Below are 14,763 nucleotides of genomic sequence, written 5' to 3'. Positions count from 1 at the left end.
CTCCTTGTGGTTATCCATGTTTCATCGATCGGGATGCGCACTCCTCCGCGCGGCATCCCTTTGCATTGCATGCGTTAGACCGGATCGATAACGAAGCTGCCGCCGCGCGCCTGCTTGAGGTGGTTGAGCCCGTGAACCTGCCCGGTCATTTCCAGCGCGTCCCGGTAGACCGGATCATGCCAGCCTTCGATATCGATGGAGCCAGACCAGCCAGCCAGCCGCAACTCTGAAATGATGTCCGTCCAGTTGCTGTCACCAAAGCCGGGCGTGCGCATGAACACGAAGGGATGTTTGCCGAAGATGCCGTGTTCACGAATGACGTCCCAGCGAATGGTCGCGTCCTTGCCGTGAACGTGGAAAATTTTCGAAGCCCATTTGCGAATTTGCGGCAGGGGATCGATGAGGTAGACCATCTGGTGGCAGGGTTCCCATTCTAGACCGATGTTGTCGTCTGGTGTCTCGTTGAAGATGAGTTCCCAGGCGTCGGGATTATGGGCAATGTTCCAGTCCCCACTTGCCCAGTTGCCATCCATTGCGCAGTTCTCAAAGGCGATCTTCACGCCCTTGTCGGCCGCGCGCTTTGCAAGCTCGCTCCACACCTGCTTATAACGTGGCAGGCTGTCGGTCAGCGGTTTGTTGCGGATGCGACCGGTAAAGCCGGCCACGCAGGTAGCACCGAAGTGGTGGGCATTATTGATGCAGTCCTTCCAGCCCTGTAAGCTCTGAAGGTCCATATCGGTTTCTTCCAGCGGATTGCCGAACATGCCGATGGTGGAGATCGTGATGTCGCGGTCTCCAATGGCTTCACGGCATCGTTTGCCGAGTTCGGCGATATCCTGCCCGTTGGTCGTCTGCCAAAAAAACGGCTCGAAGCTCTCAAAACCCATATCAGCGATCTGCGCGATACGCTCAGCGGCCTGACCTTTGGTGGCGCTGACCATGGTGCCGATGCGAATGGATTGTTCCTGTAAATTGCTCACTATTCCGGTCCTTATGCTGCAATGTCGACGGGCTGGCCTGACTTGGCGCTTTCAATCGCGCCAAGGACCATCGCCAGGCTTTTGATGTTGTCGTGACTGACTGTCTCGGGCTCGCGTCCGGTGCGGATGGCATCAAGGAAATCGGAAATCACGCTGGCGTGGCCGTGGGTTTCCTCGTCGTTATCAGGCGGTGGTACATCGACGGGTTTGAACCCGTGGAGAAGACCGGGCTCGTTTCCGGCGACGGCCGCCTTGAAAGTCTCCTCGCCATCCCAGGTCAGCATGCCCTTAGCGCCAACGATGCGCCACGCGCTTTCCCAACTGGTGCGCTCACCTTCGGCGCACCAGGAGCCGCGATAGGTGAAGACGACATCATCCGCGAAACGGAAAATGGCATTGGCCGCAGCACCGTGGGCATACCAGGAGCCGACGGGGTTGGTTTCGACGCAATAGACCGAGAGCGGTGATTTGCCTGAAACGAAGCGCGCGGCATCGAAAGTGTGAATGGCCATATCGAGAAGCAGCACATTGTCCATTTGCTCACGGAAGCCGCCGAAATGCGGGCCCAAAAAGAAATCGCAGTGAATGCCCGTCACCTGACCGATAATGCCGCTCTCGACCAAACGGCGCATGCGGCGCACGCCGGAAATAAAGCGCCGGTTTTGAACGACCGCGTGGACACGGCCCGCATCTTTGGCGGCGCGGCGCAAATCCTCGGCCTCTTCCATGGATGTCGCCATCGGCTTTTCACTCAAGACATGGCATCCATGGGCTAGACCGGTTTTGACCACCGAATGACGAGCGACAGGGATGACCACGTCAAAGAGAATATCCGGCTTGGTTTCCGTCAGAACGGTTTCCAGATCGGTGCCGAGCACGGCGTTCGGAATATTGAACTCGGCAGCAAGCGCCTCGGCTGTCGCCCGGTCCAGATCGACCAGGCCAACGATCCTGGCGGCCTCTTTCATTTGCGGTGTGGCCTGCAATGCTCGGAGCCAGCCTTTGGCCATAGCTCCGCACCCACACAAAACGGCATTGTATGTCACTGAAGTCCTCCTCCTACGGCAACCGAAACTCCTCTTCCGGTTTTTCGTAAACGTTTACGACACTATGGACAGGAGGTTATTTTTGTCAATACTGTTTGCGAAATCGCTTTAAGAGCCGTGGAAAGGCACTTCATGAAGGGCATTCGCCAGCTGGCAGAACATCTTGATATTTCTATCGGTACGGTCTCCCGCGCCCTGAATGGAAAAGCGGATGTCAACGAGGAAACCCGTCGCCGTGTTCTCGAAGCAGCCGACAGGCTTGGCTATGTCGCCAACCAGTCGGGACGTTCGTTGCGCAAGGGCTCGACCGGCGTTATCGGCTTCATGATGCAGACAGGCCCTGAAATTACCGGGCAAGGCGACACATTCTTCATGAGCGTCTTCGATGGCGTGCAGACCGTTTTTGCCCGGCATAAGCTTGATCTGGTGGCGCTGCTCTGCTCATCCGACGAAGACCCGGATGCCTATCTCCAGCGTGTCGTGGCGCGGGGTTTTGCCGACGCCATCATTCTCTCCGCCACCCGTCTCCACGATGCCCGTTTCGAACTGCTCGCCCGCCACAACATCCCATTCATAACCCTAGGGCGAAGCCAGACCGATGTCGGCCAGCCCTGGATCGACCTCGATTTCGAGGGCATGGCGGAAGTTGCCATCGAAAGGCTGGTGAAGAGTGGTCACCGGCATGTCGGCCTGATCTGGCCACATGGCGATCTCAATCTCGGTCATCTGTTCGTCCAGAGTGCGCGCGACGTGCTCGGTCGGCACGGTCTATCTTTGGCAGACAATCACATCTTCCGCGCAACGCCGAGCGAAACGGGTGGTTATGGCGTCGCTCGCCAGATCATGGCTTGCGAAACCCGCCCCACCGCTGTCGTTCTCGTCAATGAAACGCTGGTGACGGGGCTCTATCGCGGGCTGGAGGAAGTCGGCTTGATGCCCGGCAAGGATATCGCGATCATCGGGCGACAGAGCTCGCAGGCGCAGTTCCTGCAGCCAAGTCTCACCTGCTTCAGCCTGTCTCTTCGCGATCTCGGAATCAGCCTTGCCGAAAGCCTGTTATCCGTTATGCCGGACTATCAGGCGCATTATCCCGATGCCATAAAACGTAAGGTGTGGCCGATGGACCTCATCGAAGGAAAGAGCGGCTGAGCGGATGGCCCAATCTAGAAATCGATCGACAGGTTTGCGTGGGCGGCATTCGACTGAAATCCGCTGGCAAACTCCCCGGAATAGGTCAGCGACAGGCGTGCCGACTTGGAAAGATGGGCTGTGATGCCTGCCCTCAACACGAGCGCATCTTGCGGGATGGTGATGCCGTCAAGGATGAATGGCGAGCCGCCAGCGAAGCTGGTCAGAATACCGGGCGTCAGGTCTCCGGCCGCATGACGCCAGCCAATCATGCCTGAGGCAACGACAGGCAGATCGCTGGTTTGCAAAGCGGCAGACCAGCGGATGCCAAGGGTCGATAGAGACACCTCACGGTCGCCGCCGGATACGGACAGGGCCGCTGCACCGCCACTCTCGCTGAAGTCATCGGTATCGAGGTTGATGTAGGCCAGATTGGCGAAGGGCTGAACGCTGAAATCATCTGCTTCGAGAGCCCAGGAGATGTCGCCGAATACCTGCGTGGTGGCGCTGTCATATTTGGCGGAAAGCTGGTCTGTGAATGTGCCAAATGCGATATCACGTTGGGTCGATATCTCATTCTTCGTGTAGATCGCACCACCGATGATATTCAGAGGTCCGATATCGCCCGCTGCGTAAAGACCGACATGGTAGGAGTCGGCACTGGCCTGCGGCTGCGCACCAAGATGGCTGTATCCAATTACGCCACCCAGTCGCAAGTGGTCGGAAACCGCCACATCAGCACCCACAACGGTTCCGGCCAGGCTGGTATTCACCCCTCTGGCATTGCCGTCACTGGTGAAATTGTTTTGAGCAAGAATGCCCGATGTCCAGAAGGAGACGCCATCGACATCTGCGGCGTGGCGATCATTCAAAGGGTTCATCTGGTCGATGACCGCTTCGCGGGTAAACTGGCTGTCCGATAAGAATGCACTCTGGAGAGACGCGTGAATTTCGCCATTAAGCTGGGAGAATGCGCTTTGCGCGGTCTGAACATCAAGCGGTAGCACCGCTGAAAATAGCGTGTTCGAGACGCCAAGATTTTCAACGGCAGCCGCTGTGGCTCGATCATTCGCGGTCAACGCAACGTTCTCGAAGCGGACAGTGTTGCGATCGAGGCTGAGATCGACGCTGCTGTTGCCATAGGTAAGCGTCGGCGACAGGAAGGCAAAATCGCTTGCGACACTGTCGAAGGAGCCCGTGATGCTGTTAGCTGTCAGGATCGTGTAGTCCGTCGAAAGACCATAGCGGCCACTGGCAGCACGGATTTGCAAGGTGCCGCCGTCAATGGTGATCGTGTCCGCATCGACCCGGTCGGACGCGCCGCTGCCGTTGATGTCGAGTTGATAGATCGAGCCATTGCGAAACGTCAGATTTCCACCCACGTTCAGCGTCGCTATGCCCGGCCCGGGAGCAAGTGTGCCGCCCGCATTGACGATCAGTCCGCCAGACCTTCCACTGCCGGATAAGAGCCCGCCGTCAAATACATCGATTGTCCCACTCACCGTTCCCTGATTGACGAGTTCGCCGCCTGAGACTGTCGCCGTTCCAACGATGGTGCCGGTGTTGGAGAAAGCGCCGTCCACATTCACAAGAGAAGCGATGGTGCCGTCATTCGCAGCCGTGCCCGCATTTGTTACCGCGTCTGCAGTCGCGCCGCTGTTGTTGGTGAAAGTGCCTTGTTTGCCGACTTCGACATCGCCCAGCCTAGCGTTGTTGACGACTGTTCCTCCGGCAACATCTGTCTTCCCGGTAACCTCACCACCGGCATTGTTGGTGAACTGCCCGCTGTTATTTTGCACAGACGCGATGGTGCCCGCATTGGTCACCGTGCCTGCATTGCGGATGGCACCCGCAGTGGCAGTTGTGTTGTTGACGAAGGCCGCCGCCGCCGCGACATCGGCGTCCGTAACAATGAAGTTGTTCGTCACGGTTCCGCCGGAGACCGTCGTCATGCCGGTCACCGACCCATTGTTCGTGAAGCTGCCACCATCGTTTCGCACAGAAGCAATGGTGCCTGCATTGGTCGACGTGCCGGAGTTCCTGACATTGCCAGCCGTCGCTCCGCCGTTGTTGACGAAGGCCGCAGCGGCTGCAACGTCCACGTCCGTCACCACGAAGTTATTTGTTACCGTCCCGCCGGAAACAACGGTTTTTCCAGTGATTTCGCCACCACTGTTGTTTGTAAAGTTTCCTGCGGTATTCGTCAGCGAGGCAATCGAACCGGCATTCGAAGCAGTTCCGGCATTCGTCACCGCGCCCGCACTGGCATTGGTGGTGTTGGTGAAGGTGCCGCCAGCCCCGATATTGACGTCGCTCAGTTCCGCATTGTTCGTGGCGCTTCCGCCGGAAACCGTTGTGACGCCAGTCACCATGCCGCCAGTATTATTCGTAAAAGTCCCCGCATCATTTTGAAGTGAGGCAATCGTACCGGTGTTGGTCACTGAGCCGGAGTTCCTGACAGTTCCAGCCGTGGCTCCCGTATTGTTGACGAAGGCCGCCGCTGCCGCAACATCGGCATCCGTCACCACGAAATTGTTCGTCACCGTCCCGCCGGAGATAGTGGTCTTTCCGGTAATGGTCCCGCCTGCATTATTGGTAAAATTGCCCGCTGTGTTCGTCAGTGACTGTATGGTGCCAGCATTGGAGGCGGTGCCAGCATTGCTGACAGAGCCTGCGGTGCCACTGCTGTTATTGGCAAAGGTTCCGCCTGATGAAACGGACACGTTGCCTACCGTACCATTGTTGGAGAGCGCAGTGCCTACGCCAACGACGCCACTGCCAAGCGCGCCATTCACCGTCACATTGCCGTTGTTCAGCTTCAGTTCGCCATTGAGTGTACCGTCAACCCCAAGGCTGCCACCGTTGAGGCTAACATCCGAGTTCAGCACGCCGCCTGCATTGATGGCGACGCTGCCAGCCGTGATGGTGCTGCCATTCGTGACCGTCAGTGTGCCTGTGTTGCTGATCGTGACATTGCCACCACCAACACCGAGCTGATCGATTGTCACACCATTCGTCACCTGCGGCGAGCCGCTGTTTACCGATGCCGCGTCTGTTTCACCCGGAAGGTTAGGGTTCCAGTTTGCTCCATCGCTGAATTCATTGTTGGCGCTGCCGGTCCAGACGGACTGACCAAAAGAAGGTGTCGTGAGGGCGAGCGAGACCAATGCTGTAAACAAGCCGAGGCGCCGGGAAAATTCCGGAAGCAGTTGGTGGGTCATGCGCTAACCAATGCTAAGAGCGTCAGCCTGCATCGGCGGACGAGTAACAATTCCTAGCGGATCATGGTTAATGAGGACTTAATTTAGCGATTTTTTGTGCTCTCAGGCTATTTGCCGAAATCTGCGTTGCGCATGATGTCACAAGCGAAGGGTGCAGCACCGAGCAATCACGTATTCAATATTGACGCCGATTAAAAAACGCATGGCACCCTGGGTGCCATGCGTCTTGGTATCTTTGGTTAGCCCGCCGTGCGCAGCTGAAGGCGCGATACGCCCGCTGCTACGTTCAGGCCAAGGCCAGCCTCGGCGCTGAGTGGCTGCAAGCCGAAGTTCTTGTTGTTGCCGCCGACCAGCGCGTTGGCTCCAAGGCCTACGCCAACCGAAGCGCGGGCTGATGCGCCGACATAGGTGCCTGCGAGGCTGCCCTGGCCGATTGTCGTTGGTTCCGTGTTGACGACGATCCAGCTGAGATAGGACTTGCCGGTAACGCCGACGTCGAGGCCGAGCTTGCCGATGGTGCCGGTGTAGCGTTCCACCTTGCCGGTGCGCTGCTTGAACTGGCAGTCAACCGCGCGGCTGGAGCCGACAAGAAGACCGATGCCGCCTGCGACTTCGCATGACAGGGTGCCCAGACGCTGCTTGGGCTGTGCCACCACTTTTTCAGCAGGTTTACGGTTGTGATGCGTGCTGGCGGCAGAGGCGGCAGAAGTCATGGCCATTGCGCCAGCAAGCGCGAGGATGAGTGTCTTTTTCATTTTATGTCTCTTTTAATATGAAGAATTTTGCCGGATGTCCGTCGATCTTTTTTAAGGTCGAGGGCAGGCGGTATGGGTGGGGTCAGGCATGTCTCGCGCACATCGATGTCGCTGAAGACGGGCCGTGATGAAACGTCGGCGGCAATCCCTATCGCCTTGTCCACGGCTGCGTTGCATGACGCTTTGCCGGTGAGCATGACAATGTCAGACGTAACCTCAACATCGATCTGGCAATCTTCTAGACCCTGTGCGTAGGCCAATAACGATTTGATCGCGGCACTGGTTGCACACTGGCCAGAAGATGGTGCTGACGGCGCTGAGAAGACGGGGAAAAACATTGGTGGATTGCCTCCTTAGGTCCGGCCTGCCAGTGCGGGGATTGCTGGATCAACGCTTACTTCAGAGCACCCTTGACGGCATCGACACCCTTGCCGACGCTGCCTTGAACTTCGCCAGCAAGCTTCTCGCCCCGGCCTTCGGCTTCCAGCTTCTTGTTGCCCGTCAGCTTTCCAGCTGCCTGCTTGATTGTGCCCTTCAGTTCCTTGGCGGCACCTTCGATACGGTTCTTATCCATGATGTATCCTTCCTAAGACTGTGTTCTTAATCATCCGGCGTCGGTGGGAGCCAGCGCCATGCCATAGGAGATACAGCCGCAAACCAAGCTTTTGCAGAGTGGAAAGTACTATTTGAATTGGTAAAAAATGACCTTTTTTACGAAAATCGGCCTGTTTTTGATTATTTTTTGGCTTTGGCCTTGGCGTCGGTCGTGCCGGTGAAGCCGCGCTCTCGCGCCCAGATGACCGCCGCTGCCCGTCGGTTCACACCGATTTTGCCATAGAGTGAGGCGATGTGGTTGCGGATGGTGTTTTTGGAAAGATGCAAGGTCTCTCCCATTTCCGCATCACTCTGGCCGTTGCAGATCAGGCCTAGAATTTCACGCTCACGGTCGCTTAACTCCATCAGTTGCGCGGTGGGTGCAGCTGTCGATTGGTGCTTGAGTGTCGCCAGGCGGTCAACGATGGAGCGGCTGAACCAGGAGGTATCGGCCATCACGCTTTCAATGGCTTCCACCAGTTGCGCTTCGCTGCGCCTACGCTCGGTCACATCCTGAAGCGCCCAGATCACGCATTGTTCGTCATTGATTTCCACCCGCTCGGCGGAAACGAGGCAATCAGCCATGCCGCCGTCCTTCTGGCGCATGCGCATGGCTTCGTTGCGAACAAAAATATTGTCGCGCAGCTTCTCTTCAAGCGAACGCCGCGCGGCCACGTCTTCCCACAGACGCAGATCGCTTGCAGTGCGACCGGTGATTTCGGTGACGCTGTAACCGGAGACTTGCAGAAACGCGTCGTTGACTTCGGTGAACACGAAATCATCCAGCCGGGAAACGGCTGCGGGTGCGGGTGAAAGCTTGAAGGATTTCGAAAAACGCTCCTCACTCTGGCGCAGCGCATTTTGCGCCTTTCGTCTGGCATCGAGATCAGCAAAAGTGAAGAGCATGCAGGGTTCTTCAACCACGGAAATCGGCTCACCGGCGACGATCACCAATCGGTCTCCGCCATCGGGCAGGGGCACCAGCGCTTCTCGGTGACGGATAACCCTGCCATCGTCCAGCTTGGTCAAAGCGTCCTCGCCGGTTTCGCAGTTCGAAAACAGACCTATTGCCTCGACCGTCTTTCCAATGACGTCTTCTTTGGTAAAGCCCGTCATTTCCAGAAAGCCTTCATTGACCCGGATGAAACGGTGGTCATCCAGGCGACAAATGAGCCCGGGCGCGGGGTTTGCGTTGAATGAGCGTTCGAACCGTTCTTCCGCCTCGAAACGCGGCGTCTCGTCCCGCAAAATCAGAGCCAGAACGTCCGGCTTGTCGGTGCCGTCGGAAATGACCATGCCGCGCACGGTGTGCACCCAGACCAGATCGAGATCGCTAGCTGGCGAGATCTCCACTGTCACATCGTCTATCGTCTCGCCCGATAGCAGACGCTCAAGCGGATATTGGCCTTCTTCCAGAAGATGGTTGTTGCGATAGCGCAGCGTAAATCTGCGCCGATACTCTTTGGCATCCGCCCCAAGCGCCTCGACGCTCTCGACGCGGTGCATGTCTAGCGCTGATTCATTGGCCCAGGCAATATTACCGTCAGGCTCCAGAAAGATGATGCCGTCGCTCAAGCCGCCTATCAGTTCCTGAAGACTGCCGCGGTTGATCCTGGGTGGCTTGGGAACGTCGTTCATATCGGTCTCGAATGCGCTGGATGGAAATCACGTCTGATCATCATGCCGTCTCTGATGGCGAAAAGCGAGCGCCGTGCAGATGAAGGGCATTGTCATATGGGAACGGTTGCAATTGGAAATGGTACAGCAACAGAAGCTTAATGCCTTATAATCTAATATTCCGAAAAACAACGACATGAGGAGCATGAGCAATGCCGACACAGTGCAATGGTTGCCGCGATGGTGCAGCTTTCGATGTGCCATTCTCGATGGCGTTTCAGCCCATTGTCGATATCAGCACAGGTAAGGTCTTTGCTCACGAGGCATTGGTTCGCGGGCCGAATGGCGAAGGTGCGGGCACCGTTCTTGGGCAGGTGAAGGCCGACAATCGCTACGCCTTCGATCAGCAATGTCGGGTCAAGGCAATTGAGCTGGCATCAAGCCTTTATGACCCGGCTGACGACGTGAAGCTTTCGATCAACTTCATGCCGAACGCTGTCTACGAGCCGCGGGCCTGCATTCGCCTCACATTGGCAACGGCCATGAAAACCGGCTTTCCGCTGGACCGTATCATTTTCGAGTTCACGGAAAACGAAGTGCTCGATACCAAGCACGTGCTCCACATCTTGAGAACATACAGGGATATGGGTTTCAAAACGGCAATAGACGACTTTGGTGCGGGTCACTCAGGACTGGGCCTTCTCACCCATTTCCAGCCCGACATCGTCAAGCTTGATATGGACATGATCCGTGGCATCGACACCGATCCTGTGAGACGCACGATCGTCAAACACACCCTGAATATGCTGCAGGACTTGGCAATCGTTCCTCTGTGTGAAGGCGTGGAAACATTGGATGAATTGGCTGCACTTAAAGACCTAGGAGTATCCCTTATCCAAGGCTATCTGCTGGCGAAGCCGAGCTTTGAAACGCTGACAATCCCCGTTACGCCAACAGCACCTTTTCCCAAGGTTGCCTAACTGTAAATTTGGTAAGGCAACCCGTTGGTTGTCGCGAACGGCCGCTGCTTAAGGGTACTGCGCACCCGTGGCTGCAACGTAAATCGAATACAATGACTTCGTTGCCGTGATGAACAGCCTGTTCTTGCGCGGGCCACCGAAGGTGAGGTTCGCGACGGTCTGCGGTATCCTGATCTTGCCCAGCAATGTGCCATCGGGCGAGAAGCAGTGAACGCCGTCTGCCGCGCTGGTCCAGAGATTGCCCGCGACATCCAGACGGAAACCATCCGGCAGGCCGTTGTCCAGCGCGCAGAATTCCTGCCCGCCCGTGAGACGCCTGTCGTCAACCACATCAAAAACGCGGATATGGCGTGGGCGCGTGATGTCATGGCTGGAGGAGCTGTCGGCAACGTAAAGCTTGGTTTCGTCAGGAGAGAAGGCGAGACCATTGGGCTGCCCGAAATCATCCACCATGATCTCGATGTCACCTGTCGATGGATCGAGGCGGTAGACGTTGCGCGTCGCTTGCTCAGGCTCCGATTTATATCCCTCGTAATCAGAGAGGATGCCGTAAGTGGGATCGGTGAACCAGACGCTGCCATCGGAACGGACGATGACATCGTTGGGCGAATTCAGGCGCTTGCCATGATAGCTGTCTGCCAGCACAGTGATGGAGCCGTCCACCTCGGTACGGGTCACGCGCCTTGTGCCATGTTCGCAGGAAACCAGTCTGCCTTGCCGGTCGCGCGTGTGGCCATTTGCGAAATTGGAGGGTTGGCGAAAGACGGAGACGCCGTCTTCCGGCACCCAGCGCAATATGCGCTGGTTGGGAATATCGCTCCACAACAGGCAATTGAGGTCTGAGAACCAGACAGGGCCTTCGGCCCAGCGACAGCCGGAATAGAGTTCGTCAAGCTCTGCATTGCCGACGATCAACTGGCGGAAACGCTCGTCGCGAATTTCGTAGAGGGAAGACTGGTCTGTCGGCATGGGCTTGATCCGAAAATTGGGTTCGCGTTCAGCGCAGCTTTTTAGGGCCGCTCGCAAGAAGAATGACGGAGATGATGATGAGGCCGGTGAGGATGAGGCGGATGCCCGCACCGAAACCGTAGGTGTTGAGCATGGAGACAACGAGGAACATGAAGAGCGATGCGCCCCAGATGCCCGGAACGTTGGAATCACCTCCCGCAACCGCCGTGCCGCCGATGACGACGACGGCAATCGACATCAGCAGATATTCGGCACCCATGTTGAGCGCGGCACCACCGGAGAAGCTGGCCAGCAGATAGCCCGCAATCGCGGCGAGAACTGCGCAAAGGACATAGGTGATGAAGCGCGTGCCATCCACGGGTATGCCCGTCATTCTGGCGGCAAAGGTGCTCTGGCCGATGGCGGATATCCAGCGTCCGTAAAAGCTGCGGTCGAGAAGCACCCAGGCGATGGCGGAAAGCAGCAGGGCAACGAGGGCGACGTTGGGGATGCCGAAGGTGCTGGAGATGGCGAAATCGGCCAGCATCTGTGGCGGCTTGATGCGCAGGCCGCGATTGGTCCAGATGGCCGTGGATTGCACGATGAAGCTCATGGACAGGGTGGCGATGATGGGCGGAATGCGCAGAAGCTTGATGAGCGCATAATTGCCGATGCCGACCGCAACACCGATGCCGATGGCAACCAGCAGCCCCGGCAGGATGAGGTTGTCAGAGACATCCATGAACTTCAGCGCGACGGTGCCGGAGAGCGTCATTGTGGCGGGTACGCACAGATCGATATTGCCCGGTCCAAGCGTGATGACGAACATCTGGCCAATGCCGACGATGACGGAAAAGGCTGCAAATGTCAGCGCTGCATGCGACAGGCCGAAGGAACTGGCACCACCGGTAAACAGCACGGTGATGATCCACACCGCGATGGTGGCCGCGAAAGACCAGATCCACGGCTTCGTCGAAAATCTCTGCAAGGCACTCATTGGTTTTTCTCCCCCTTTTCGAGCCGGTTCAGCAGCAGGCGAAGGCCGAGCACGACGATGAGGATGGCGCCCTGCGCACCGATCTGCCAATCCGGCGAAATGCGCATGAAGGACAGGAACGAGCCCGCCAGTGTCAATGTCAGCGCACCGATCACGGCACCGATGGGTGAGACGCGACCGCCGACGAATTCACCGCCGCCAAGAATGACGCCGGCAATGGACAGCAGCGTGTAACGCAGTGCGATATTGGCATCGGCCGAGGTGGTGAGACCGACCAGCGCAATGCCTGCCAGCACGGCGAAGAACCCAGCAAGCGCAAATGTCGCGGCGCGGATGCCGATGACGGACCAGCCTGAGCGTTCAACGGACCGGAAATTGCCACCCACACCACGCATCAGCACACCAAAGGACGAGCGCATGACGATGTAATGGGCAATGGCCGCAATCACGATGCTGGCAACGATGGCCATGGGGATGAAAGGCGGCTTTGCGGTCATGATCGTGCGTATCCACGCAGGCGCTTGGCCGCCCGGAGATGGCAGGAGCAGAACCGCCAGCCCGCCCCAAACGAAGCTCATGCCCAGCGTCACGACGATGGAGGGCAGCGCGCGGATATGAATGATCGCACCCATGGCGGCATAGACGGCAATCGCGGCTGCGAAAATCAGGATGCCAACCATCGGTGACGTTTGCAGAAACGTCGCGGTAACACAGGCGCAGAAACTGACGAATGTTCCCATCGACAGATCAAGGTCGTTGACTGACATGATCAGCATCTGCGCGATGGTGGCCAGCGCTATGGGAACGGCCAGATTGAACAGTAGATTAAGGCCCGTATAGCTCATGGCGCGGGGCTGCATGTAGAAGACGGCGATCAAAAGTACGGCGAGCGAGGCAGCGGGAATGATGAGGCGCAGGGCGTTGGCGGAAAGTTTCATGCGTGCGCGTCCCCGGAAAAAGATGCAGCAAGCACTGCCTGTTCGTTGATGTCATCGCCTGTGAGTTCAGCCTGAATGCTGCCCTCGCGAAACACATAAACGCGGTCGCAGAGGCGGATTTCGTCCATCTCGGTCGAGTACCAGATGAAAGTGCGGCCATTGGCGGCTTCGCTGCGCAGGATTTCGTAGACTTCCTGCTTGGTGCCGATATCGACGCCGCGCATCGGGTCGTCCATCAGCACGGTGCTGGCTGTGGTGGCCAAGGCGCGGGCAAACAGCACCTTTTGCTGATTGCCGCCTGACAGAGAGAGGATTTTGTTATCGACATCAGGCGTGCGGATTTCGATGCGTTTCTTCCAGCTTGCGCCGAGTTCGTCTTCCTTCGTGCGATTGACCAGACCCGCCGGTGAAAAGTCCCGCAGCGATGCGATGCTGAGGTTTTTCAAAATGCTCCATAACGGAAACGTGCCGTTCAGGCTTCTGTCGCCGGCGACGAAGGCGATGTCCTGATGCCGCGTCGGAAACCAGCTGCTGTTGCGGGAAAGGTAGAGGTCCAGCAAGGCTTCTGTCTGCCCGTGACCACCCAGACCGGCAAGCCCGATGATCTCGCCACGATACGCCTCAAAGGGGAGGCCCTGTCCCTTTCTCGGCGGCATGGACAGGACGGTGGGGCCAGCCTTGCGTTCCAGTGAACGCTTCCAGCCCTGTTCCTTCACCACACTGCCCATGGCTTCCACGAGAGTTTTGTTCGTGAACTCGCCAGCAGCACGGTCGGCCACCACCTTGCCATCCTTCATCACGACAACGCGGGTGGCAGTGGAAAGAATTTCGCCGAGAATATGGGATATCAGCAGCACCGCGCCGCCGGTGCGCACGAAGCGGCGCACATAGTCCATCAACTGTTCGGCAAGCCCCGCATCCAGCGATGATGTCGGCTCATCGAGAATGACCAGCTTCGGCTGTTCGTTCAAGCCTGCAAAGTTGATTGCAATTTCCACCATCTGCCGTTCGGCGATGGAGAGTTCAGAAATGGTCAGATCGCAATCGATGCTATGGCCGGGGAATATCTCGTCCAGCTTGTTGCTGATCAGAGAAAGCGCACGGCTGCGCCAATTGCTGCCCTTCATGTCGGTGTGCATGATACGGACATTTTCGTTGATCGTCAGGTTTGGGCAGAGCGATAGTTCCTGAAACACACAGCGCACGCCGCTGGCCCGTGCTGCTGCAATGCCATAGCTGCTGGGCTTTCCGCCATAGGAGACGGACCCCTCATGCGGTGTCAGCCCGCCATTGATGACGTTGACTATGGTGGATTTTCCCGCGCCATTGTGGCCGACGAGGCCAAGGCATTCGCCAGAGCGAATGACGAGATCGGCACCATCCAGCGCCTTTACGGCACCGAACACCACCTTCACGCCCCGCGCTGCAACGACTTCCTGTGTGGATATCACTTCGTTCATGAGCAGTTACGCCAGTTTTGCGGCCTTCGCCACGGCTTTACATCCATCGCAGTGCCGCGAAGGCGGCACTGCGATGTCTTGGTGCTGGGAGGGTCTGCG

13 protein-coding genes are annotated in these 14,763 nt (G+C 57.6%); 2 read left to right on the top strand and 11 right to left on the bottom strand.

Features of this window, described 5'->3' with window-relative positions:
- Positions 1–74 precede the first annotated feature (74 nt).
- Together AC27VJ_RS06220 and AC27VJ_RS06215 are read right to left on the bottom strand one after the other, a co-directional pair.
- A complete protein-coding gene (locus tag AC27VJ_RS06220; protein WP_488683786.1) occupies positions 75–941 on the bottom strand; it encodes a sugar phosphate isomerase/epimerase family protein in 867 nt (288 codons plus the stop codon).
- 50 nt (positions 942–991) lie between these two features.
- Positions 992–2,026 carry a Gfo/Idh/MocA family protein gene (locus AC27VJ_RS06215; RefSeq protein WP_488683256.1) on the bottom strand — a complete coding sequence of 345 codons (1,035 nt, stop codon included), beginning with the start codon at positions 2,024–2,026 and terminating at the stop codon, positions 992–994.
- Positions 2,027–2,158: 132 nt separating this feature from the next.
- Here AC27VJ_RS06215 and AC27VJ_RS06210 point away from each other — a divergent pair, with 132 nt between their 5' ends.
- Positions 2,159–3,175 carry a LacI family DNA-binding transcriptional regulator gene (locus AC27VJ_RS06210; RefSeq protein ID WP_488683255.1) on the top strand — a complete coding sequence of 339 codons (1,017 nt, stop codon included), beginning with the start codon at positions 2,159–2,161 and terminating at the stop codon, positions 3,173–3,175.
- A gap of 14 nt (positions 3,176–3,189) precedes the next feature.
- On the opposite strand, the gene AC27VJ_RS06205 is transcribed toward AC27VJ_RS06210, so the two are convergent.
- The 5 genes from AC27VJ_RS06205 to AC27VJ_RS06185 form a co-directional block, all read right to left on the bottom strand.
- On the bottom strand, positions 3,190–6,375 hold the full coding sequence (locus tag AC27VJ_RS06205; protein WP_488683254.1) for an autotransporter outer membrane beta-barrel domain-containing protein: 3,186 nt from the start codon (positions 6,373–6,375) through the stop codon (positions 3,190–3,192).
- Positions 6,376–6,614: 239 nt separating this feature from the next.
- Complete coding sequence (locus AC27VJ_RS06200) at positions 6,615–7,130, bottom strand: DUF992 domain-containing protein (RefSeq protein ID WP_113085779.1); 516 nt, start codon at positions 7,128–7,130, stop codon at positions 6,615–6,617.
- Positions 7,127–7,468, bottom strand: coding sequence for a BON domain-containing protein (locus tag AC27VJ_RS06195; protein ID WP_488683253.1), 342 nt, complete (start codon positions 7,466–7,468; stop codon positions 7,127–7,129). Before AC27VJ_RS06195 ends, AC27VJ_RS06200 begins: the two co-directional genes overlap by 4 nt.
- A 56-nt stretch (positions 7,469–7,524) precedes the next feature.
- Positions 7,525–7,704 (bottom strand): CsbD family protein, encoded by a 180-nt coding sequence (locus tag AC27VJ_RS06190; protein WP_113085781.1) that lies wholly within the window; start codon positions 7,702–7,704, stop codon positions 7,525–7,527.
- A 161-nt stretch (positions 7,705–7,865) separates the two neighbouring features.
- Positions 7,866–9,362 carry a helix-turn-helix transcriptional regulator gene (locus AC27VJ_RS06185; protein ID WP_488683252.1) on the bottom strand — a complete coding sequence of 499 codons (1,497 nt, stop codon included), beginning with the start codon at positions 9,360–9,362 and terminating at the stop codon, positions 7,866–7,868.
- A 191-nt stretch (positions 9,363–9,553) separates the two neighbouring features.
- On the opposite strand from AC27VJ_RS06185, the gene AC27VJ_RS06180 reads away from it, so the two are divergent.
- The gene (locus tag AC27VJ_RS06180; protein WP_488683251.1) at positions 9,554–10,321 is read left to right on the top strand and encodes an EAL domain-containing protein; all 768 of its coding nucleotides are present in this window, start codon (positions 9,554–9,556) and stop codon (positions 10,319–10,321) included.
- 48 nt (positions 10,322–10,369) lie between these two features.
- On the opposite strand, the gene AC27VJ_RS06175 is transcribed toward AC27VJ_RS06180, so the two are convergent.
- The 4 genes from AC27VJ_RS06175 to AC27VJ_RS06160 are packed head-to-tail and all read right to left on the bottom strand — an operon-like array spanning position 10,370 to position 14,664.
- Entirely contained in the window at positions 10,370–11,290 is a 921-nt protein-coding gene (locus AC27VJ_RS06175; protein WP_488683250.1) for an SMP-30/gluconolactonase/LRE family protein, read from the bottom strand.
- Between the two features lie 28 nt (positions 11,291–11,318).
- On the bottom strand, positions 11,319–12,266 hold the full coding sequence (locus AC27VJ_RS06170; protein ID WP_488683249.1) for an ABC transporter permease: 948 nt from the start codon (positions 12,264–12,266) through the stop codon (positions 11,319–11,321).
- Entirely contained in the window at positions 12,263–13,204 is a 942-nt protein-coding gene (locus AC27VJ_RS06165) for an ABC transporter permease (protein ID WP_488683248.1), read from the bottom strand. Before AC27VJ_RS06165 ends, AC27VJ_RS06170 begins: the two co-directional genes overlap by 4 nt.
- Entirely contained in the window at positions 13,201–14,664 is a 1,464-nt protein-coding gene (locus AC27VJ_RS06160; protein WP_488683247.1) for a sugar ABC transporter ATP-binding protein, read from the bottom strand. Before AC27VJ_RS06160 ends, AC27VJ_RS06165 begins: the two co-directional genes overlap by 4 nt.
- Positions 14,665–14,763 lie beyond the last annotated feature (99 nt).

This window comes from Agrobacterium sp. 20P9.1.2 (assembly GCF_057799395.1).
Note: the sequence above shows the minus strand (reverse complement) of the source record. Positions and strands in the feature narration are given on the sequence as shown.